Origin of the sequence: Sediminibacterium sp. (genome assembly GCF_030695065.1) — a bacterium.
Classification (GTDB): Bacteria; Bacteroidota; Bacteroidia; order Chitinophagales; family Chitinophagaceae; genus Sediminibacterium.
On record NZ_JAUYTR010000023.1, the window covers coordinates 269,700 to 292,851 of the forward strand.

Genomic DNA, 23,152 nt, shown 5'->3' on the forward strand with positions numbered 1-23,152 from the left:
TTATTTGAATAGGAAAGTGGCGACCAATGGCCGCCACTACTTAAAAACTAAACTTACCTAAGAACTATTTTTTACTATTTGGAATATGAGCTTTTAATTCAACAGAGAACAATCTTCCTATTGATGGAGAGCCAACAAACTCTAATTGTTTTACATTAAACACATTGCTAATTCCAGCACCAATAGATAATTGACTATTCAATTTTACACCGGTACTAATGTCGAATGTGGTAAAACCACCCAATGCACCCCAGTTAAAGTTCTTGACATAGTTTCTAGGTAGGTTGTTAAGTGGATTAATGCCACCGTATACCACACCTCTACTTCCAGCGCCAACTTTGGTTCCGATTTGGTTGCCGCTGTATAAGTCGTAAGACTCAACCCAACGCATTGAGATATTCAAGAACATTTTACCCTTAGCCATATTTTGGAAACTCAAAGTAGTAGAGAAACGATTTGCAGGAGCGTTTAAACTTCTTTCTTCTAAAGAAACATAACCATCTCTGTTGGCATCGTTTTTAATATTATTCTTGGTAATATCACTTCCAAACCATGAATATTTAAATGCCCAACTAACATTATCATTAAAGTAATAATTCAATCCCAAGTCTACACCGTAAGAAGCTACTTCTCCATAATTAAAATAAGTAGAGAAAGCCGCACCACCTAATACACCACCAGTAACAGCGCCAGGCAATAACAATGGAGTGGTAATTGGAATACTTCCTACACTTAAAGCTCTACCTCCTACAGTAATTGCAGGGCTTAAAAAGTTTTTACTATTACTGTAATATCCATTAATGTCTACATATAATTTTTTACCCACTGTACCCTTGTAACCAAATTCCCAAGTATTAATTTGTTCTGGTTGTAATGGCACTGTATTAGCAGTAGTGGTAAGCGGAGCACCGTTTGGAACATAATTGATGCCATCACCATTGCCAAATACTAAACCAAATACACTTGCTCTTTGAAAGAGAATAATTGGCGCAGCAAAAGCTTTTCCATAAGTTAAACGAACACTACCACCAGGTACCCCTTTTACTAAAGCAAGTTTTGGAGAAAACATATTCTTAAATAAACTATGGTGATCAAGTCTTGCAGCAGCAACCAACTTAAAGTCGGCAGGTAAGGTTTTCTCTAATTGAATAGCACCACCATATTGTGTAACTTCTACTAACTGATTGGCATCAATTAAACTGGTACCATATGTATTGGGCTTGTCTTTTTGATAAGACATACCTACAACTAAACTTAAACCTGCCTTTTCAAAATTATTATTGTATTGTGCTTCAGCATTAAATCTTTTAGAAGTTTCTTTAAAACGATTCCCTAATCTGGTAGCAAAAGCTTCTGCCTGATCGGGATACAACTGACCTACTGCTGCAAATAAAGGATTGGCAGGATCGGTTATAGTGCTATGTGTTCTATTCCAGTAATCTCTGGTATAGCCTGGTATTCCATAAGAATTACCCACATTGGTCCAGGTTTCATAGGCTTGAGCAAAAAAACGAGGGCTAACATATTTTACTTGCAAATAGGAGAACTTCCAATCTTTAATTTGATTGCGCCCAGTATTATTTACGCTTAAGAAATTGTTATTGCTACCACCATAAGATACAATAATATCCGATTTAGCATTAACGGCATAATATACATCAGCAGCCCCACGAACATGTTTAAAATTATAGTTTGGAATACGCTCTGGTATTGCCAAAGCAGGACCATAAACACTACCACCAGCATAAATACTATCGTTGAATTCAAAGTCTCTACCAGTGGTATATTCCCCAGTAATTTTATATGCCCATTTATTATTGATTTTAGAAGCAGTTCTAAATCTACCAGAGAATACATCTCTGTTACCTGCACCAATCACTAAAGTAGTTCCCTGGTGTTTACGAGGGTCCTTAGTAATGGTATTGGCAATTCCATTGTGTGCATTAGGACCATATAAGGCAGAGTTAGGGCCAAGCACAATTTCTAATCTTTCAACATCTTCCTTAATAACGGTATTCATAATTCCAGAAGGCAAACCACTACCCCCAGCCATCATAGAGTTTCTACCATCGGTCATTTGAAGAATTTTAGCATTGAATGCATTGTTAAATCCACGTGCATTAAAACCAACTCCATTCACACCTGTTCTAATAAATTCAACTCCCTGAATTTTAGAAGCCAATTCACCAATATTGAATGATGAAGTTTGCTCTAAATCTTTGGCGCTGATTACACTTATTGTTGCAGGAGCACGAGTGATTTTTTCAGGACGTTTAGAAGCACTCACCACTACATCATTTCCTCGGCCCTGTTCTTCTTTTAATGTAATGTCTATTGCAGCACCTGCTTCTACTACTTTTTCTACATCTGCATAACCAACATAAGAAATGCGTAAAGTTATTTTACCTGATTTAGCAGATAGTAAAGAAAATTTACCATTTACATCGGTAGAAGTACCCATGCCAGTAGACTTAATGGTAACACTTGCGCCTTCTAATGGCATACCAGTTGCTGCATCGGTAATACGACCAGTCGTTTTTGTTCCTTGAGCCATAGCGGTTACCTGAACCAGCGCAAGTACGAGTATTACAAACAGTTTTTTCATCTTGGTTTGTTTTATTGGTTTGTTATGGTAAAAAGTTTTTTACAATTTTTAATAATGCAGCGGGCTGATCTAATTGCAATAGGTGTCCTGCTTGTGGTATCATTTCAATTTTAGCTGAAGGAATTTGATTTCCTATAGCTGCTATATCATGAACATTTAAAGTTGGATGCAATAATCTATTAGGTATTAACGCATCATTTTCTCCAAACAAAATCAAAGTTTTTTGCTTAATTAAGTTTAGTTGAGCTTTAACTGGATATGCCAACATACCTTGAACACCCAATGCTATTTGCGCACAGTAATTTTTAAAGTTTGTGCAATTTTTTAAGGTAATGCGTTCTTGTATCAACCTTTCTGTTTCTTCATTAGACTTATAAAAATTTGCTTTATAATTGCGAACAATGGTTGAACTGTCTTGCAATTCATATAAAGCTGGAGTGGCATATTTAATTAATGCGGCAGCTTCGCTCTCTGTAAAAGTTTCTAAGCCAGCCGGGGCAACTAAAATTAATTGACTAATTAAATTTGGTTCTTGTAATGCTGAAATTATTGCTACTTGACCACCCATAGAATGTCCCATTACAGTTACATTATTCAACTGCAACGATTTAATTAATTGAACAGCAGCGTTTGCATAAAAAGCTAAAACTTTTTTAGGCTCAAGCATGTTAACAGCAGTACTTCCACCGTATCCAGGTAAATCAATAGCAATACATCTATTAGTAGCAGAAAGCAGTTCAATCGTTTTTTTCCAATGAGAAGCATTTCCTCCCAAACCATGAATCATCAAAATAGGATTTCCTACTCCTTTATCTACATAGTTAATATTCACTGAACCAATGTTGATTTGCTTAGAAGTAAAACCATAATTCGGCAAACACTGGCTATAAGAAATACTTATACTAAAGAGAGAAAATAATATGGTTATGAGTAGTTTCATGCCTTTGCAATATTGGTTTTGTTTCTAAAGGCGTAATATAAAATAAGTCCAATCATTAAAGAGCATACAATTGCAATGGAAGAAGCAACGCCAGGATTTCTAGTTCCATTTTGCATATAAGGCGTAAGCCGACCATAATAAACAGAGAAATGAACAATCACAGCAGTTAAACTTGCAGCAATGGCTGCTATTTTAGGGCAATCTTTTGTAAATATTCCAAATAAAACAGGAACAAAAGCACCGCAGAAATAAGCATACACTCCGTTCTGAGCAAATATTCCTACACTTAAATCGGGTGCCAATAATTGATTATAAGAAATGAAAATGGCAACAACCCCCATTAAAACAATCACCAATCTATTCATAACCAATTCAGTTATAAATCCACCCGCCTGATTAGGATGTTTAATGATGCTATTACCAGTAAGTGGTTTAATAATATCGGAAGTAAATGTGGTACTTAAACTTTGAATAAGTCCTTCAAGAGTAGCCATGCCAGCTGAAATTAAACCCAACACTAAAACAATAGCTATATACACAGGAAAACGACTTACCACAAATTGACTCATTACCCCATCTAATGGAATGGGTTTACCATTTAAACTTAATGTTGGAAATAAAAGTCTTGCATATAACCCAACAAAAACAACTAAAAAGAATAAAGCCAGTGCAACAATAGCTACTGTTAAATAACGATTCAAGTCTTTGTCATTTTTTAAAAGCAAGGAACGAGTTAAAATATGTGGTTGACATACAACTGCTGTTCCAACTATTAATTGACAAACAGCAACTTCAAAAAAATCTCTGAATAAGGGACTAGAAGTATTGAATGGACTTGCTAATTGAGGATCAATGGCCGATAATTTATTTAAAAAACCATGTACACCTTCAGAAAAATGATCATAGCCCGAGCCAAGTAAAATAATTGTTACAATTATTTTTAAGAACGCTTGAACTGTATTGGTGTAAACCATACTGTTAGCGCCCCCAAACATCATATAGGTGAAAGTGAATGCAACAACTCCAATTAAAGTTGGTAACACTGCTAAATTGAGCGATCTAGAAACCACTTGGGTTAACCCAACACAAATCATTACAATGAAAGCCATCATTAATAAAGACAAGAAACCAAAGAACAAGGCAAAACCTTTGCTCTGGTATCTTATACCCATCCACTGTGCAATTGTTTTGGCATTAACTGTTTGGCCATACTTTCGAAAACGTTTAGAAAGTACTGCTAAAGAAACCAATGTGCCAATGGGTAAAAAAACAGCCATGCTTAAAACCCCACTCACCCCATAATAAGCAACAAACCCCGGATTAATAATGAAAGTAGCTGCACTACTCATTGAAGCAGCTAAAGAGAGGCCTAAAAATGAAGGATTAAATTGCATGCTCCCCAAAGCAAAATCATTCATGCTATGCGTTTTCATAGCACCGCGTACCACAAAGAAAACAATGGTACACATGTAAAGAATGATAGCAATCCAGATGGCAGTAACCATACCGGGCAAAGCATGATGGTTCATAATGGCAAATCGTTACAATGAAATTATTATTGTAACCTATTCCGTTTTATAAAACCTTGCCAACGACTAAAAAAACAAGGCGAACTGCAAATAAAAGAGGGTAAAAGTAATTTTAGAGAAAGGATAATTTACTCATAAGCTTATCCTTATAGGTTTTTCCAATAGGAATTCGCTGCTGATTAATAAAAAGTTCATCTTTTTCAATGGCTTCAATCTTATCTACATTTACAATATAAGAACGATGTACCCTTAAAAACCGAGAAGAAGGAAATTTTTCTTCCACAGCAGCTAAGCTGGTATTTAATAAATACTTGCCCGCAGCAGTACAAACCAAAGCATAAATATCAGATGCTTCAACCCATAATACCTGATTTAACTGAAGTTTTTCAAGTCTACCCTTTGTTTTAACAAATATGGAGTCGTCAATGGTAAGCCCCTCTTTTAATACAGGAGTTACTTCTTTTCGTTGAGCAGCATTGTAGAGTGTAATTTCAATAGTAGAATAAAGGGTTTCAATTTTAACCGGCTTAACTAAATAAGCATAAGGCTCTGTTAACTTGGCTTTTTCAATAGTAGAGCTGTCTGCTAAGGCAGTTAAAAAGATAAAAGGTATTTGATAGTCTTTTTTAATTAGTTGAGCTGTTTCTATTCCAGACATTTCTCCGCTTAATCCAATATCTAATAAAACAAGGTCTGGCTTTAGTTCCGAAATTTTTTTTAAAGCGTCTTCCCCAGATTCTACATGCGCCAACACTTCAAAGCCAAGGTCATTTAGGGAAAGTGAAATCTCCTTGGCAATTATCCAATCATCTTCAACTAATAAAATTTTAATACCGCTCATTCGTTAAATTTAGGGCAAATATTTATTCTGAAGCAAACCCTTTACATATTCCTTTTTATAATGCTTGCTAACATGGGGTATGCAAAAGAAAGCATTATATCATTTAAAGGGAAACCAATAGTTATTGAAAAAGAAATCAGTTGGACAAAACAATTTCATCAAGAAAACCGCCACTTCTACAAAGGTACTTTTTCATTAATTAGTAATACAAAAACCGATCAAGACCTTATTTTACAATTTTCAAAGACAGGTAGGGTACGTGTAGTAATTACAAATGACTCAGGTGTTACACAGGAATTAGTAACTGGTGCCTTGCTACCCTTAAACAAAAGAAGTCATCCATCTAATATTAATGCAGTCCAATTTATACTTTTAAAAAATCTGCTTTACAAGGTTGATATTTACTATGAACCTGTTTATAGCATATACGATCCAAGAAATTTTAAACTAATAATAGAGCCAACCACTTTATTTGAACAGCAGGATACAGGAAGGTTATTTTGGCAGGGAATGTTTTTAGGGACCATATTAGTAATGGCGCTTTATAATTTATTTATCTTCTATGGAGTAAGAGATGAAAGTTATCTCTACTATGTTTTTAGTATTGTTGGTCTTGGCCTTTACCTTGCATTTTATTACGGATTTGGAATTGAATATTTATGGCCTAACTCGCCAAGATGGGATACTTTCTGTTATTCAATTATTGTTCCTTTAACCAATATTGCACGATTACTATTTACTAAAACGTATCTGAATACAAGTAAGTATATGCCAGTAACGAATAGGATTATTCAGTTGCTCTTAATAGCATGCAGTATTTTACTTGTTTCAGGAATAGTTAGTTTTATTTATGATGTAGACCTGTTTGAAACTTTGGTAACAGGCGTTGGTTTTATTGGAACATTGGTATTAATTTTCATGTTGGTTGCAGGTTTAATAGCTTATTACAAAGACCAATACGAACCCGCTAAGTACTTTATTACAGCCAATGCGCTTTTGGTTATAGGGGCTATATTATTTATTCTGCGAGAAATGTCATTGGTTGAAGACAATTTTTACACAAGATATATTTTGCAGATAGGCTTTGTAATTCAGGTAATCATATTTGCATTAGGATTAGCCAGTAGGTACAATAGAACCAGGGTTACCGTGCAATTATTAGAGGAGTCTAAAGAACAATTGTCTCAATTAAATAGTGTTAAGGATAAATTATTTTCAATCATTTCGCATGATCTTAGAAATCCATTGGCAACTATGCAATCTTTTCTAAAGTTGATTACACAGCACCATGAAAAATTGAATGAAGAAGAAAAAAAGAAAATGATTAAAGAGGCGCAAGGCTCACTAGATTATTTAAATGAGTTATTGTACAATGTATTACAGTGGAGCAAAAGTCAAATGCATTTATTAGAATTTAGGCCAGAAAAGCTGCAAGCAAAAACTGCTTTAGAAAAAAATATTCGCCTTTTATATTTGCAAGCACATATGAAACAGGTGCAAATTGAGCAGTCTATTTCAGATGATCATATTATTTATGCAGACAAAGAAATGCTAGATTTTATCATTCGAAATTTATTAAGTAATGCCATTAAGTTTAGTCACAAGCACAGCGTAATACAAATAAATACGGAACAAAAAGAGCAGCATATCTTAATACATGTAATTGATGAAGGAGTTGGAATGAGCAGTCAAACCATTGAACAATTGCAAAAAGCCAGTTTAAGCAATTCAAGAAGAGGAACAGCCAAAGAGAGAGGAACTGGATTGGGACTATTGATTTGCAAAGAATTTATTGCCAAACACAAAGGAGAATTATTAATTAGCCAAGGCAATCAAAAGGGCAGTCAGTTTACTGTTCTGCTACCAAATGAAACAACATAATTTTTTATGGCGTATATTTCTGAATAAAATTCAGCCAATATGCATAAACTGCTTTTAGGTTTGCTCCTGATTACTGGCGCAGACTATTCATTTGCACAAACCAGCAAAGAACCTAGTACCGAAAATGTAAACCAATATTTTAAACCGATGAAATGGCGCAGCATTGGGCCTTTCAGAGGAGGGAGATCAAATACAGGTACTGGTGTTAAAGGAGATATCCATACTTATTATATGGGAACTACCGGAGGTGGACTATGGAAAACCAGCGACCGAGGAATTAGTTGGAAAAATATTTCGGACGGACAGTTTAAAACAGGATCAGTAGGTGCCATTGCAGTATCCGAAAGCAATCCCAATATTGTTTATGTAGGAATGGGAGAACACGCTATGCGTGGGGTAATGACGCACCATGGAGATGGCATGTATAAAAGTACAGACGCAGGAAATACCTGGAAAAAAATTGGACTAGACCTAACACAACATATAGCAAGGGTGATTATTGACCCAAGCAATCCAGACATTGTATATGTTGCAGCACAAGGAGCACTTTACAGCAATTCAACCGAAAGAGGCATATACAAAAGCACCGATGGAGGAACAACATGGAAAAAAATCTTATACATCAACGATAAAACAGGATGTGCAGAATTATCGATGGATGCGAAGAACCCCAGCATTTTATATGCAGCCATGTGGGATCATGGTAGACTGCCATGGAAAGTAATCAGTGGTGGTGCGGGAAGTGGTTTGTACAAATCAACGGATGGTGGAGCCAACTGGGAAAAACTAACAACAGGTTTACCTAAAGAAATGGGTAAAATGGCAATAGCAGTGAGTGGAGCTAATTCAGATAAAGTATATGCATTAATTGAAAGTGATTTCGATAAAAATGCAGGAGGATTGTATGTATCTAATAATGCAGGAAAAAGTTTTAGTCAGGTTTCAGCTGAACATAAAATCATTCAGCGTGCATGGTATTATATAGAAGTATTTCCAGATCCGAATAATGAAAACACGTTGTATGTATTAAGTGCGCCTGCATTAAAATCGATTGATGGAGGTAAAACATGGGAAAACTTACAAGGCGTTCATGGAGACTACCACAACCTTTGGATTAATCCAAGCGATTCAAAAAATTTAGTGATGGCCGATGATGGTGGCGTAACCATCAGTTTTAATGGAGGACAAACCTGGAGCAGCCAAAGCAATATGCCTACAGCACAGATGTATCGCATTAATGTAGACAATTTATTTCCGTATAATATTTATGGAGGGCAGCAAGACAATTCATCGGTAAAAATTGCCAGTAGGACTTTTTCCGGTGGAATTACAGCCGCAGATTGGTCTGCATCAGCAGGAGGTGAAAGCGCTTTCTTAGCATTCGATCCAAATAACCCAAGATATGTATTAGGAGGATCTTATCAAGGAACGATTGAAGTATTAGATACCAAAACCAATGCAAGTACCAATATTATGGCAGCACCCATACAGTACTTAGCAATGGATGCCAAAGACATGAAGTATCGCTACAATTGGAATGCCCCTATTATTCATAGCCAACACGAGCCAGGCACTTACTATCATGGAGCACATGTATTATTAAGAACAAGAGATATGGGTAAAACCTGGGACGAAGTATCACCAGATTTAACTCGGAACGAAAAAGAAAAACAAGTAAAGCCAGGCGTACCATTTACCAATGAATCAGTAGGTGCAGAAAACTATGGAACATTAAGTTATGTGATAGAATCACCCATAGAGAAAGGAGTAATCTATACTGGAAGTGATGATGGATTGGTATATATCACAAAAGATGGTGGAGCTAATTGGAAAAATATTACCCCAGCATCATTGGCAGAGTGTTTAATCAACGCAATAGAAGTATCTCCTTTTGATAAAGCAACCGTTTATATTGCAACCACCCGATACAAATTTAACGACCACACCCCAGGCTTCTACAAGAGTACCGACTATGGCAAAACCTGGACCAATATCAACAACGGAATACCAGTTGGATCTTTTACACGCGTAGTAAGAGAAGACGATAAGAGAAAAGATTTGTTGTATGCAGGAACAGAAAACGGGGTGTATATTTCATTTAATGGAGGAAAAAATTGGAGTCCATTTCAATTGAATTTACCCAATGCACCAATTACCGATTTACGTGTACACCAAAACAATTTAATTGCAGCAACATCTGGTAGATCATTTTGGATATTAGACGATTTATCATTGGTAAGACAGTACAAATTGTCTCCCAATGCATTATCAGTGTATGAACCCTCGCCAGCAATTTTAGCAGCAGGCAGTTCTGAACTAGACGGCAATAACGCAGACTTTGATGGAACTAATCCATACAGAGGAGTTAATCCGGCAACAGGAATAGTTGTCTACTATGATTTGCCCGAATTAAAAGAAAAAGCAGTGGTAACCATGACCATTAAAGATGGTTCTGGTAAAACAATTAGAACATTCAGTTCTAAAGCAGATCCGAATTATAAAAGATACGACGGTGCACCTCCAAAAGAAGCACAATTGTCTACCAACAAGGGTTTGAACAGATTTGTATGGAACTTACGACATGCCACAATGCCGGGCATTCCGAATACATATATTGAAAGTAGTTTCCGCGGACACAAAGCCATACCCGGAACTTATACTATTACTTTAGAAGCTGAAGGAAAAACAGTGAGTACCAATGCTACCATATTGGCCAATCCAAATTACCCTACCACTGCAGCGGAATACAAGGAATTTGATGAAGCAATGACGGGCATGGAAACCACTGTAAAAGAAATGCATGAGTTAGTGAATGAGTTGTTTGCTAAGAAGCAACAATTAGACCAACTAATAAAAACGCTACCTACTGGTACTACCAAAACCAATGCGGAAGCATTGGCTAAAAAATTACAAGCATGGGATGAAGACATGATACAGCGTAAGTCTACCGCTTATGATGATGCAGAAAACTTCTTGAATAAATTTACAGCCAATTATATGTTCTTGATGAACCAAACAGAGAGTGATATTCCAAGGGTTAACCAACCAAATGTAGATTTACTAAAGAAATACACCACAGAATGGCAGGCATTAAAGGAAAGAGGGAACAATCTTAACAAAGTAGAAATTCCCGCATTAAATAAGCAATTGTTTAATGAAGGAATTGGCGCCATTCGTACAAATTAATACAGCCTTATACAACTGACCAATATATTTGTAAGACTAAATCATGCTTCATGAAAAAGTTCTTACGGTATATTGGTTATTTTTTTGGTGCTATACTGGCATTACTAGTGATATTGTTTGTTGTATACTTTCAGCCAGACAGAAGTTTAGAAGAATTAAAACCGTTGTATGTAAACAACGAATCGGAGTTTATGCCATTGATGGGAATGAATGTGCATTATAGAGATCAAGGCAATCCAACTGATTCAGTTCCTTTGATTTTAATACATGGCACCAGTTCTTCATTGCATACATTTGAAGAAGTAGTAAAAAGAATAGACCAAACTAGAAGGGTAATCACTTTAGACATGCCGGCATTTGGACTAACAGGTCCTAATGCAACCAACGAATACAGTTTTAAATACTACAGTCAATTTTTAGACTCTTTTTTAACCAAACTAGAAATTCCACTTTGCGATATAGGAGGCAATTCATTAGGGGGAGGTATTGCATGGCAGTTCACTACCTATTTTCCGAATAAAGTGAGAAAGCTCATATTAATAGATGCAACAGGTTACCCGGTAATGAATGTAAAAGGCTCACTTGGTTTTAAGATTGCATCTACCCCAGTAATCAATAATGTAATGTTATTCATTACCCCAAAAGCATTGGTGAGTGCCAGCTTAAAGGGAATTTATCAAGACCCCACCATTATTAATCAAGAACAGATTGATCGCTTTCATGATATGGCTATTGCAAAAGGAAATAGAAAAGCTTTATTGGCTATTTTCAAGAAGGGATTAGAGCAGGAGCCTGATAAGATTAAGACCATTCAAAAGCCCACGCTAATTATTTGGGGTGATAAAGATGGATTGATTCCTGTACAAAACGCCTACTTATTCAATAAGGATATTAAAGGAAGCAAACTGGCTATCTTAAACAATATAGGTCATGTTCCCATGGAAGAAGACCCAACTAAAACAGCTGCGTTAATTAATGAATTTTAAATCGGGGACAATCACACCCCCCGATATGAATGTACCCCGATTGTAGGATTAAATCCTTATGCAATTTGCTTAAAAATCGGGATTTTCGTATACCCATTTTTAGGTATTTTGGGGAAACTCATTACAATGAGCCAGTATTATTCACTACGTCTTTAATAACTTGGTCTAATTTTTGGGCAGCGTTATGCAATTGACTAATTAGCATTTCCTTTTCTTGAATATTCGCCACGTTGTCTTGAATAATTTTAGTAATACCTAAAATATCCGAAAGTGGTCCTCTAACCAAATGGGATTGTGCCCAAGCAATTTCTCGAAGTTTTTGGTTTTGCAATTTGATGCTTTCCATAGTTTCAATACGAGCAGTATTGTCTTTAACAACTCCAATAAACTTATAAATTAACCCAGCTTTGTTTTTATAACTAACCCCTGTAACAATAACGTGTTTTAGATTACCCTTAGGGGTTTTTATCTGGAATTCAATAGGTTTTGATTCACCTTCAATTGAACTTTCCTTTAAAATCCATTTTTTATATTGCTCAAGATAATCTGGCAGAACCATACTAGTAAAAACGTCTGTATGTGCCACTACCTCATTAGGTAACAAATCTAGAATACGAAACATTTCATCACTCCATACTGCAAAACCACTTGGCAATTCAACTTCAAAACTACCCACATGTGCAATACCTTCGGCTTTTGAAAGCATTTCTTGAATGGTTAAAGCCTTTTCTATGGTAGCTCTTTCTTTGGTTAAGTCTTTAAAATAGGCAGCTAAAAACAAATACTTACCCGCCCTAAAAGGGGCACAAGCAGTGATTCTTACCGGTTTTCTTTTGCCTTCAAAATCAAAAATATTTACATCTACAGATTGATAAGAATTAGTCTTTGTGAATTGATTAAATAGTTCCCCAACCATTTCTAAATCTTCAGGGGGGTGCAACTTTGTTTGATGCATGCCTATTAACTCAGCTTTGGTATATCCAAATAATTCACAAGCTTTATCATTTACATCTACCAAATGGCCACTGGTAGCATCGGCAATTAATATTGCATCTTCTGCACCGTCAAACAACGCAGCATAACGCATATCTACAATTCTGGTTTCTTCCAGCTGTTCTTTAAGTAAAGTGATATCATTGCTAAATAAAGTGACACCTAAGATTTTTCCATGTTGATCAATAATAGGGCTGTATTTATTTTCATAATACAACCGCTTTCCTATTGGAGTAACAAAATTACTGCTCACTACAAAACTTTCGCCTGCCAAAGCCCTATCATAACTAGCTTTAGCAGTTGCGTGCATTACTTCAGGTAAAACATCAAAAATACTCATGCCAACCACTACTTCTTTTAGTAAAAAGTTTTTTGCAAACGGAATATAAGAATCTGAGAAACCCAAGAAGTTATAATGTTTGTCTATAGCTAATACAAAAAGATCTTTCGGACTATTCAAAATTGCTTTTAAAAAAGCGTTGTCTTTAATTACTTGTTTTTTTGTTTTCTCAAATTCTATTTGTGTTATACTAAAATTCTCCGAGAGTTGTTGGGCTTGCGTGATGTCTAAATGGGTACCAATAATCATCCCAGTTAATACGCCCTCTGCATTGCGCATGGCCGATGCTCTACTCAAAATAGTAAGCCATTCTCCATTAGCATGCAACATCCTAAACTGCTGGGTATACTCTATTTCAGGATTTAAAATAAAATCGGAAAAATATTCTTTTGCATTTTCTAGATCATTGGGATGTAACCAGTTTTCCCAAACTTCTTTAATTGGATATTTTGCCCAATCAGCGCTTGTGTGGTCTTTGCGGCCAAGCATTTCAAAATAATAGGTATTGCACCATAGCTCTTGGGTAAGCACATTGTATTCCCATCCACCTAATTGACCAACTGCTAAAAGGGTTTCGTATTTTGAACTATAATTAGAACTATTGGGCATGCACAAGAAATTAATACAATTAAAAATATTAATAACCGTTGGCATTTACCATTGGATATAGTTCTATTTTAGATAATATCAAATAAACGTCAATTATTTAAGCTTTTGAAGAGATGGATAATCTTGACTATAAGAAAGCATTTCATCCGGAGTAGTTGTACTCATAACAATTTCTCTTATAACCTGATCTAATTTTTCTGCTGTATCGTGCAAATGTTTAATAAGGTCTAATTTGTCGCTATCTTCAACTAGGCAATCATTTATTATTTTAGTAATGCCTAAAATGGTTGATAATGGCCCTCTAACTAAATGCGATTGCGACCAAGCAATATCCCTTAATTTTTGATTTTGAAGCCTTAAACTTTCCATTGTTGCAATTTTATAAGTGTTATCTTTTATTACTCCTATAAATTTTACAATTTTACCTTGATTGTTTTTATAAGTAACACCACTAACAATTACATGTTTAATATTATTTTTAAAGGTTTTAATTTTTACTTGTATAGGAGTAGACTCTCCTACTGTAGAAATGGCTCTTTCTGCCCATTCATTAAATATTGCTTTATCCTCTTCACAAACTAGATGAGTCAGTAGATTTTTTTGCCTATTAATATTATTAGGGCAAACTTCAACAATTCGCAACATTTGATCGCTCCAGGTTGCTTTTCGCTGTGGAAGTAATACTTCAAAGCTACCCACTTCAGCAATTCCCTCCGCTTTGGAAAGCATTTCTTGCACAATTAATGATTTTTCAATTACGGCTCTTTCTTTAGTTATGTCTAAATGTGTACCGATTATAAAACCCGTTAATTCACCTGAATCATCTAGCATTGCTATAGCCCTATCTAAAATAGTTATCCATTCTCCATTGCTATGCAACATCCTAAACTGTTGTGCATATTCCAAGCTAGGATGTAAAATAAAATCTGCAAAGTATTCTTTTGCGTTCTCCAAGTCATCTGGATGCAGCCAATTTTCCCAAACCTCTTTAATAGAATTTTTTGCCCATTCTGGCGTATCAGCAGTAGCTCTTCCCAATATTTCAAAGTAAAATTTACTACACCAAAGTTCTTTACTTAGTACATCGTACTCCCATCCACCTAACTGACCAACAGCCAATAGGGTTTGATATTTTGAACTATAAGGTGAACTATTAAACATTTGAAATTTTTACTTTCGTAAGTTATATGATTTACATGCCACATTGTGATTAGTTCAAATTAACTATATCATTTATGCGTCAATTTATTAAATAAATTGGTTGCATATTCTAACTTAACTTGTAGCATAAATAAGACATAATGAAAAATTGGAAACTCATCATTATTTTAAACTTAATAACGTTGTTTAGTAACGCACAAACTCTACAACCGATTGAACAAAAATTAATAAAAAAAATAGACGAGCATTATCCTACTATGATAGAGCTCCTCAAAAACTCGGTGAATATTAATAGTGGCACATTTAATATTGCAGGCGTAAAAGCAGTAGGTCAATTATACGCCAAGGAATTAGAAAAATTAGGCTTTACCATTGAGTGGATTAATATGCCCGATTCTATTAAGCGTGCCGGACATTTGGTGGCTACCAGAAAAGGCAATAAAGGAAAAAAATTATTGTTATTGGGCCATTTAGATACCGTGTTTGAACCAGATATGCCCAGTAATCCATTCACTGTTTTGAATGATAGTACTATTACCGGACAAGGCATTAATGATATGAAGGGAGGCGATGTAATGATTATTGCTGCAATGAAAGCGATGTACGAATTAAACTTATTGAATAATGCAACCATCACTATTTATATGACGGGTGACGAAGAAAATGCAGGAGAGCCTAGAAGCATTACCAGAGGAGATTTTATAGAAAGAGCCAAGCAACACGATATAGTGTTGGCTTTTGAAGGAGCTGCTGGTTTTAATACCATTGCAACTGCAAGAAGAGGGGCTAGTTCATGGGAGTTAACAGTAGAAGGAAAGCAAGGTCATTCTTCTGGTGTATTTGGCTCAGCAGGATATGGAGCTATTTATGAAGCAGCCAGAATTGTGAACAGTTTTAGAGAAACATTAAGCAAAGAGCAGTACCTCACTTTTAATCCAGGCATATTCATTGGAGGCTCCGAAGTAAGCGCCAACTTTGAACAACAGCGTGGTGAAGCATCTGGCAAAACCAATATTATATCGCCCAAAACATTTGTAAATGGAGACCTCCGTTTTTTAACTGAAGAACAAAAAATCAACGCCAGAAATGCTATGCGAAAAATTGTTTCAGCCAATTTACCAGGAGCTAAAGCAACCATCAGCTTTCAGGATGGAATACCGTCTATGGCTCCTACCAAAGGCAATGAAGCTTTGGCAAATATATTAAGCAAAACCAGCGAAGACATGGGATTGGGCAAAGTGGTGCCAGGAAATCCAGGCAGTAGAGGAGCTGGAGATATTTCATATGTAGCTGCATATGCAGATTGCTTAGACGGCTTAGGTGCTTCTGGTAAAGGATCGCATGCACCAGGAGAAACATTAAATTCAAAACAGTTTCCTACTTTAATGAAAAGGGCAACCGTATTTATTTACCGATTAACTCAATAAACTAAATGTGATTCCAGCATAAAAATTAAAAAGTTTCGAGTAGGTTAATGTAAATGCCATTGCTGCCATCGCGGCCCATGCCATAATCAATGCCAATATTGGTATTGGTTTTCTTGCTCATTTTAATTCTTAAACCAATTCCATAGCCAGCAGCAAATTCATCAGCCAATTTTTGCTGTTTGGCCTCATTTGTTGCAGTGGTTAAATTCAAAAAAGCTACGCCACCAAATAATCCATTTTTGGAAATAGGAAAACGGTATTCTGTTTCTCCATACCACATATTTTCTCCACGAATTCTTCCCTGCACATAGCCCCTGCCGGTTCTATTATACATATCCCAAGAAATGCCAGGCATTTCTAAATAGGGTTGTTTGCCACTGGTTACAAATTGGCCCATTGTCCAGAATCCAATGATATGGGGCCTTACCAACATTTTAGTAGGATTCCAGTAGGTTCTAAATTCATAATACAATGTATTGTGCGATCGAGTACTTCCAAATATTTCATTGTTGATTCTAAAACTCATTAAGGCGTATTGACCCTTTCTTGGATTAACTGCATTGTCTCTATTGTCAAATAAAAAGTTGGCGCTCAAGCCAACAGAAGAGTATTGGTCTTGTCTAATATTATTTAAAGTAGAATAATCATAATGAGCAGTAAAAAAGGGATTAGAACCTGTTGCATCTAAGAGTTGATCAGCTATATCATAGTGTCGATCAATATTAATTCCAACTCCTGCATACCACGGACCCAATACTTTTTTATAAAGGGTTTGATAAAAGCGGATATAATTAAACTTCATAGGTTGTTCAATTGCAGGAGGTCTAAAAGCATTATTAAAGTTGATGCCCAAGCCATAAGTGGGTTGAGAAAAAATAAGCCAGCGCCAATCACCCTGTAAAACCCATTGATCGTCTTTTAAATAAATCATATTGCGAATATTCAGATTGAACTGGTTTCGCGTGGTAATGGTTGCATTGGCTAAAATATTAGATCTGCGAGTGCTAGAAGACTGCCCAGACAAAAAACTGGTACTAATTCCTCCACCTATAACAAAACCCAATGCAGGATTATAACCAGGAATGGGTAAAAAACTGGTATAAAATTTTCGAGGAATCAAGGTATCATTTTGTGGTTGTGCTTTGCGCTTTTTTGATCCAAACAATACATCACTAATGTCTTTTTGGGGAAAGGGGATATTTTGAGCTGTTGCACTATTGAATACCCATTGCCCAGCAATCAGTAGCAAAAGGCAAATCAATTTTTTCAATAAAAGGGGTTTATTGGGCAATGCAATTGTATATTTAATAAAAGTACAATAAAATGAATAAGAAGACCCTACTCTTAACATTGAGTTTAGTATTTACAAGTCTAGTTGGCGTATCAACGCAAGCCCAAGTACTTGATTTGAGAGAGCAAGCAAAATTAATAGACGAAGTAATAGACGATCGTTTAAACAATTTGTTGCCGCAGTTAATGGAGCGAACAGGAATAGATATGTGGGTAATGATAACCAGAGAATACAATGAAGATCCCATTGTAAAAACCATGTTGCCCGCAACCTGGATTAGTGCAAGAAGAACCACCATGTTGGTATTTTACTATAATCCACAAACAAAAGAATACACCAAGTCTGCCGTAGCCAGATACAATGTAGGCAGTTCTATAAAAGCAGCATGGGACATGACTAAGTATCCCGATCAGTGGGATGCATTAATGGCATTGGTAAATAAACACCAACCAAAAAAAATAGGCCTCAATATCTCTAAAAGCTACGGACATGCTGATGGGCTAGACCATACAGAATATGAACAATTCATGCAAAAATTACCCGTAACATTTAAAACGAAAGTAGTTTCATCAGAACCATTGGCGGTTGCTTGGTTAGAAACCAGAACAGCTAGAGAAATGCAATACTACCCGCAAGTAGTACAAATTAGTAAGGCCATTATTGCAGAGGGATTTAGCAGTAAAGTAATTACCCCAGGCATTACTACATCAGAAGACTTAGTATGGTGGTACCGACAAAAAATTAATAGTCTTGGATTAAGCACTTGGTTTCATCCTTCAGTAGAAATTCAACGCAACGACCAAATTGAATTTGATCATTTAAAAGCATTCAGTAATAAAGGATATGACCCTAAAAATATTATACAAGCAGGCGATTTATTACATGTTGATTTTGGAATTACTTATTTAAGACTCAACTCAGATATTCAAGAACATGCGTATGTTTTAAAACCAGAAGAAAAAGATGCACCCGAATATTTAAAAAATGCCCTAGCGATAGGGAATCAATTACAAGATATTTTAACCAATCAATTTGCACTCAATAAATTGGGCAATAAAATTTTATCAGACGCATTAGCAGAAGCAAAAAAACAACAAATCAATGCCACTATATATACACATCCTATAGGAGCGCATGGACACGCAGCTGGACCAACCATTGGTATGTGGGACCAACAAAATGGTGTGCCCGGAAGTGGAGACTATCCCATGTATTATAACACGGCATATTCCATAGAGTTGAATGCTGCAGTTGAAATTAAAGAATGGAAAAAAACCATCCGAATCATGTTAGAGCAAGATGGATATTTTGACCAAACAGGTTTTAAATACATTAGCGGAAGACAAACCAAATTACATTTAGTAGGAAACCCTAATTGGCAGTAGAAGGTTCCGTTGCATTGGTTAATGGAACAGTAGCGCTCATAATAAAAGCAGGTACTGTGCATATAATTACCCAAATGAAAAACTCGTAATAACCCATGTAATCACTTAAATAGCCACTGAACATGCCAGGAATAATGAAAGCGAAATTCATGGCAGCAGCTGCAAAACTAAAATAAGCAAGTTGGTACTTACCGGGCGCAATCTCTTGTAAGATGTAATAGACCAAAGCCAATAAGCCAAAGCCATAACAAAATTGTTGAAATGCAACCATTAAGATAATTGGCAACTCATCTACAGGTTGTGTAATAGCTAAATAAGAATACACCAATAAAGGAAAATTCATAATTGCACACAAAGTGAGTAATGTTTTTCTATTGAAGGTTTTAGAAGCAACAAAATAACCAGAAGCTAAACTGCCTAAAACAAATGCAATGGTTCCAACTACACCAAAAATAAAACTGGTATCAGCTTTATCAATTCCTAGCCCTCCATCTATTCTAGATGCTTTAAAAAAGAAGGGTGCAATTTTTACTACCTGCGCTTCTGCTAGTCTGTATAGAAATATGAATAGTAATCCAATCCATAGATTTTTTTTCTTCAAGAACTGCAATAATACATCTCTATAAATAACAATTGCTTCAGGTGCTGAATCTACAGCATGCACAGCATCTCCACCTGTAGGCAATTTATTTACGCTAATAACACCCATAGCAATCATGGCTACTGCGTAAATAATCATCACAGACATCCAGGCAATTTTTAACCCATATACTTCTTCTAATTGAAATGCCAACAACACCAAGGCAGATCCAAAAATGGCTTTTGCTAAATGTTGAAAAACGCTTTGCCAACCAATGAATTGTTGTTGTTGAAATTTATTCAGCTCGTTAATATAAATACCATCTGCTGCTAAGTCTTGCGTAGCTGCAGAAACTGCAATAGCAGTGAATAAGCCAATAGATAAACCAAAAAAGCGATCAGAAATAATACTCACTGCAACCAAGGCAAAAAGTACACCCAAAAAAAACTGTGATACATACACAAAGTATTTTTTGTTCTTAAACATTTCTAATAAGGGAGCCCATAAAAATTTAAGTGCCCAAGGCAAAAGAATAAAAGAAGTCCAAAAAACCACTTCCTCATCAGGCAGCTTAAAAGACTGATACATAATTGCAGCCGAACTAGACAGTGCAATAAAAGGAATGCCCATTGCAAACCAAGTGCTGGCAATCCAACCTAATGGAGAAGCTTGTTTAGTATTTATTTCAGCCACTATATTAATTTAAACCCATTAATAAAAACATGAATATAGGGTATTTTTTCACTTAAATAGATCGTTTAAAGCGAGGAACCGTTCTATGCTTCGTTGCTTGTTCATATGCATAAGCCAATCCAATGATGGTTCCTTCTTGGTAACCAGATGCAACAAAAGAAAGCCCCACAGGTAATCCATGAATATCCCCCATTGGAACCGTAATATGCGGATAGCCCGCCATAGCGGCAGGAGGACAAAAATAAAAACCAGGGTCTTGGTCGCCATTTACCCAATCAATACAATGTGCCGGACCATAACTGGTACCTACAATGGCATCTAACTGATTGGCTTGTAATATGCGGTCTATGATGGCCCTAGCAGAAGTAGATTTAGCAATGGCTGTTTTATATTCAGCACTATTTAAATTTCCTTTGGCATTGCTCATTTCGAGGAGCTCTTGTTTAAAATAACGAAGAACTTTATCTGCATGTTTTTTATTGTACTCAATTAATTCACCCATGCTCTTCACGCCATTTTTTACAGAAGACAAATATTTATTAAGCCCATCTTTAAATTCATACAACAATACTTGAAACTCCGCTTCACCCAATGGACCCGTTTCTTTAACTAGCTCAATAGGAACAATGGTAGCCCCCATTTTTTTCAATTGATCAATGGCTTTTTGATACAAAGCCACTACTTCTTCTTGACGGCCTCTTAAAAAAGATTGCTCTACCCCAATGCGTTTTCCTTTTAATGCATCTTTATTTAAAAAAGAAGTATAGTCTTTGGCAATCTTGTTTTTACTATTCAATGTAACTGCATCAGCAGCATCTACCCCAACCATGGCATTCAATAAAATAGCTGCATCGGCCACTGTACGAGTCATTGGGCCAGCAGTATCTTGTGAAGCAGAAATAGGAATAATGCCCGATCTACTCACCAAACCAACAGTAGGTTTAAGCCCCACAATTCCACAGAAAGAAGCAGGTGCTATAACAGATCCATCGGTTTCAGTACCCACTGCTACTGCACATAAGTTAGCAGAAACAGCCACAGCCGATCCAGCACTAGAACCACAAGGAGAGCGATTAATTACATAAGGGTTTCTGGTTTGGCCGCCTCTGCTGCTCCAACCACTACTAGAACGAGTAGACCTAAAATTAGCCCACTCACTCAAGTTTGTTTTGGCTAAAATAAGTGCCCCCGATTTACGCAATTGGGTAACCACAAAAGCATCGTTGGCAGCAATATGATTTTCTAAAGCCAAAGAACCTGCAGTTGTATGCATTTTATCGGCCGTGTCAATATTGTCTTTAATCATGATTGGAATACCATGCAAAGGACCACGCAATTTTCCTTCTTTGCGTTCTTTGTCCATTTGTTCAGCCAATTGCATGGCTTCTGGGTTTACTTCAATCACCGATAATAAATCGTGTCTGCCTTGATCTATTTCACTAATTCTACGCAAATAGAGTTCGGTCAATTTAACCGAAGAAATGGTTCCCGCTTTCAAAGCAGCTTGAAATTCTGCAATGGTGAATTCGGAAAATTCAAACTCATCTCTTCCAGAAGCAGCAGCAGCCGCTATTTCGGCACTATCGGCTTTATTTTGTTTAGATGAATCAGTGCCGCCACCACAGCCAGTTAAAACGGTAGCAGCAGTGCCTGCTACAGTTACAGCCGCTGCAGCAGCTAAGGAACCATTGCGCAAAAATTTTCTTCTGTTCATAAATCAAAATTGAATGATGAAAATAACATAAAAAGGCCAATCCACTTTGTACATTTGCCGCATGCAAAAACCAATCATTTGTGTAGGGGCCATTTTGGTAGATGAGCTCATCCACGCAGGACACTCCATACTTCCAGCAACTACAGTAGATGCTAAAATTACTAAAACTGCCGGAGGCGTAGCCCATAATATTGCCAAACAATTAAGCATATTAGGCGCCCATGTACAATTAATAAGTGTGTTTGGAAACGATAGTGATGGAGATTGGTTAAAACAGTCCTGTTCAGCAGCAGGCGTAAAAATTGATGCCAGCATTACCAAAGAGGGCATTTCAGGAAGGTATACCGGCGTATTAAATGTAGATGGTTCATTGTACACGGCATTTTTATCTAATGCAGCGGTAGAAATGGTAACCCCTACTCATTTAGAAAAGCACGAAGCCTTGTTATTAAGCGCACAATATATTATGGCAGATGCCAATACCAGTGTAGAGAGTATGAACTGGTTGTTGCAGTTTAGCAAAAAAACAGGCATACCATTTATTATAGAGCCCGTATCTGTACCACCCGCATCCAAATTAAAAGATATGGATTTGAATGGCTTGTACATGGTAACGCCCAACGAAGATGAGTTGCCAGTAATGTGCAGTGAAAAATCATTCTTAACCCAATTGCAAGTAGAAGAATTATTAAAAAGAGGTGTACAAAATATTTGGTTGCACAACGGAAAGCAGGGATCTGCATTTTATAATAAAGACAAAGCAATTACCTTACATGCACCTGATATAGAAGTAGTAGATTGCACAGGAGCAGGAGACGGCTCTTTGTCGGGATTCTTATTAGGAAAAACATTAGGAAGAACAGACGAAGAATGTATAAAGCTTGCCCACACTTTGTCGGCAGAAATACTGCAAGTGAATGGAGCCATTGTAACACATTTATCACAAGCAGCATTATTATCAAGGGTAAGTAAATATTATCCATCTTAACAC

15 protein-coding genes are annotated in these 23,152 nt (G+C 36.3%); 6 read left to right on the top strand and 9 right to left on the bottom strand.

The window, feature by feature from the left end:
* Positions 1-64: 64 nt before the first annotated feature.
* The 4 genes from Q8S25_RS12050 to Q8S25_RS12065 all read right to left on the bottom strand — a co-directional run bounded on the left by Q8S25_RS12050 (position 65) and on the right by Q8S25_RS12065 (position 5,915).
* Positions 65-2,605, bottom strand: a complete 2,541-nt coding sequence (locus Q8S25_RS12050) for a TonB-dependent receptor (protein WP_305538076.1) — start codon at positions 2,603-2,605, stop codon at positions 65-67.
* Positions 2,606-2,627: 22 nt separating this feature from the next.
* The gene (locus Q8S25_RS12055) at positions 2,628-3,545 is read right to left on the bottom strand and encodes an alpha/beta fold hydrolase (protein WP_305538078.1); all 918 of its coding nucleotides are present in this window, start codon (positions 3,543-3,545) and stop codon (positions 2,628-2,630) included.
* Complete coding sequence (locus Q8S25_RS12060; RefSeq protein WP_305538080.1) at positions 3,542-5,074, bottom strand: hypothetical protein; 1,533 nt, start codon at positions 5,072-5,074, stop codon at positions 3,542-3,544. The genes Q8S25_RS12055 and Q8S25_RS12060 overlap by 4 nt, the downstream gene beginning before the upstream one ends.
* Positions 5,075-5,186: 112 nt before the next feature.
* Positions 5,187-5,915 carry a LytTR family DNA-binding domain-containing protein gene (locus tag Q8S25_RS12065; protein ID WP_305538082.1) on the bottom strand — a complete coding sequence of 243 codons (729 nt, stop codon included), beginning with the start codon at positions 5,913-5,915 and terminating at the stop codon, positions 5,187-5,189.
* 60 nt (positions 5,916-5,975) lie between these two features.
* On the opposite strand from Q8S25_RS12065, the gene Q8S25_RS12070 reads away from it, so the two are divergent.
* The 3 genes from Q8S25_RS12070 to Q8S25_RS12080 are packed head-to-tail and all read left to right on the top strand — an operon-like array spanning position 5,976 to position 11,968.
* On the top strand, positions 5,976-7,796 hold the full coding sequence (locus tag Q8S25_RS12070) for a sensor histidine kinase (RefSeq protein ID WP_305538084.1): 1,821 nt from the start codon (positions 5,976-5,978) through the stop codon (positions 7,794-7,796).
* 39 nt (positions 7,797-7,835) lie between these two features.
* The gene (locus tag Q8S25_RS12075; protein WP_305538086.1) at positions 7,836-10,982 is read left to right on the top strand and encodes a hypothetical protein; all 3,147 of its coding nucleotides are present in this window, start codon (positions 7,836-7,838) and stop codon (positions 10,980-10,982) included.
* A 50-nt stretch (positions 10,983-11,032) separates the two neighbouring features.
* Positions 11,033-11,968: an alpha/beta fold hydrolase gene (locus tag Q8S25_RS12080; RefSeq protein WP_305538088.1), complete on the top strand. Its 936-nt coding sequence runs from the start codon at positions 11,033-11,035 to the stop codon at positions 11,966-11,968.
* Between the two features lie 121 nt (positions 11,969-12,089).
* Here Q8S25_RS12080 and Q8S25_RS12085 read toward each other — a convergent pair whose 3' ends face one another.
* On the bottom strand, positions 12,090-13,910 hold the full coding sequence (locus tag Q8S25_RS12085) for a PAS domain S-box protein (RefSeq protein WP_305538090.1): 1,821 nt from the start codon (positions 13,908-13,910) through the stop codon (positions 12,090-12,092).
* Positions 13,911-14,003: 93 nt separating this feature from the next.
* The gene (locus Q8S25_RS12090; RefSeq protein ID WP_305538092.1) at positions 14,004-15,071 is read right to left on the bottom strand and encodes a PAS domain-containing protein; all 1,068 of its coding nucleotides are present in this window, start codon (positions 15,069-15,071) and stop codon (positions 14,004-14,006) included.
* Between the two features lie 140 nt (positions 15,072-15,211).
* Between Q8S25_RS12090 and Q8S25_RS12095 the strand changes: the two genes are divergently transcribed.
* Positions 15,212-16,498 (top strand): M20/M25/M40 family metallo-hydrolase, encoded by a 1,287-nt coding sequence (locus Q8S25_RS12095; protein ID WP_305538094.1) that lies wholly within the window; start codon positions 15,212-15,214, stop codon positions 16,496-16,498.
* 25 nt (positions 16,499-16,523) lie between these two features.
* Here Q8S25_RS12095 and Q8S25_RS12100 read toward each other — a convergent pair whose 3' ends face one another.
* Positions 16,524-17,747, bottom strand: a complete 1,224-nt coding sequence (locus Q8S25_RS12100; protein ID WP_305538096.1) for a BamA/TamA family outer membrane protein — start codon at positions 17,745-17,747, stop codon at positions 16,524-16,526.
* A 74-nt stretch (positions 17,748-17,821) separates the two neighbouring features.
* Here Q8S25_RS12100 and Q8S25_RS12105 point away from each other — a divergent pair, with 74 nt between their 5' ends.
* On the top strand, positions 17,822-19,174 hold the full coding sequence (locus Q8S25_RS12105) for a M24 family metallopeptidase (protein ID WP_305538098.1): 1,353 nt from the start codon (positions 17,822-17,824) through the stop codon (positions 19,172-19,174).
* Here the strand turns inward: Q8S25_RS12105 and Q8S25_RS12110 are convergent.
* Together Q8S25_RS12110 and Q8S25_RS12115 are read right to left on the bottom strand one after the other, a co-directional pair.
* Positions 19,161-20,447, bottom strand: a complete 1,287-nt coding sequence (locus Q8S25_RS12110) for an MFS transporter (protein ID WP_305538100.1) — start codon at positions 20,445-20,447, stop codon at positions 19,161-19,163. The genes Q8S25_RS12105 and Q8S25_RS12110 overlap by 14 nt on opposite strands.
* Before the next feature lie 52 nt (positions 20,448-20,499).
* Entirely contained in the window at positions 20,500-22,161 is a 1,662-nt protein-coding gene (locus Q8S25_RS12115; protein WP_305538102.1) for an amidase, read from the bottom strand.
* Positions 22,162-22,222: 61 nt separating this feature from the next.
* On the opposite strand from Q8S25_RS12115, the gene Q8S25_RS12120 reads away from it, so the two are divergent.
* Complete coding sequence (locus Q8S25_RS12120) at positions 22,223-23,149, top strand: PfkB family carbohydrate kinase (RefSeq protein WP_305538104.1); 927 nt, start codon at positions 22,223-22,225, stop codon at positions 23,147-23,149.
* Positions 23,150-23,152 lie beyond the last annotated feature (3 nt).

What these genes read in the sequence shown, in the direction of transcription:
- Q8S25_RS12050 (WP_305538076.1), bottom strand. Translation starts at nt 2,605, where the DNA reads ATGAAAAAACTGTTTGTAATACTCGTACTTGCGCTGGTTCAGGTAACC.
- Q8S25_RS12055 (WP_305538078.1), bottom strand. Translation starts at nt 3,545, where the DNA reads ATGAAACTACTCATAACCATATTATTTTCTCTCTTTAGTATAAGTATT.
- Q8S25_RS12060 (WP_305538080.1), bottom strand. Translation starts at nt 5,074, where the DNA reads ATGAACCATCATGCTTTGCCCGGTATGGTTACTGCCATCTGGATTGCT.
- Q8S25_RS12065 (WP_305538082.1), bottom strand. Translation starts at nt 5,915, where the DNA reads ATGAGCGGTATTAAAATTTTATTAGTTGAAGATGATTGGATAATTGCC.
- Q8S25_RS12070 (WP_305538084.1), top strand. Translation starts at nt 5,976, where the DNA reads ATGCTTGCTAACATGGGGTATGCAAAAGAAAGCATTATATCATTTAAA.
- Q8S25_RS12075 (WP_305538086.1), top strand. Translation starts at nt 7,836, where the DNA reads ATGCATAAACTGCTTTTAGGTTTGCTCCTGATTACTGGCGCAGACTAT.
- Q8S25_RS12080 (WP_305538088.1), top strand. Translation starts at nt 11,033, where the DNA reads ATGAAAAAGTTCTTACGGTATATTGGTTATTTTTTTGGTGCTATACTG.
- Q8S25_RS12085 (WP_305538090.1), bottom strand. Translation starts at nt 13,910, where the DNA reads ATGCCCAATAGTTCTAATTATAGTTCAAAATACGAAACCCTTTTAGCA.
- Q8S25_RS12090 (WP_305538092.1), bottom strand. Translation starts at nt 15,071, where the DNA reads ATGTTTAATAGTTCACCTTATAGTTCAAAATATCAAACCCTATTGGCT.
- Q8S25_RS12095 (WP_305538094.1), top strand. Translation starts at nt 15,212, where the DNA reads ATGAAAAATTGGAAACTCATCATTATTTTAAACTTAATAACGTTGTTT.
- Q8S25_RS12105 (WP_305538098.1), top strand. Translation starts at nt 17,822, where the DNA reads ATGAATAAGAAGACCCTACTCTTAACATTGAGTTTAGTATTTACAAGT.
- Q8S25_RS12115 (WP_305538102.1), bottom strand. Translation starts at nt 22,161, where the DNA reads ATGAACAGAAGAAAATTTTTGCGCAATGGTTCCTTAGCTGCTGCAGCG.
- Q8S25_RS12120 (WP_305538104.1), top strand. Translation starts at nt 22,223, where the DNA reads ATGCAAAAACCAATCATTTGTGTAGGGGCCATTTTGGTAGATGAGCTC.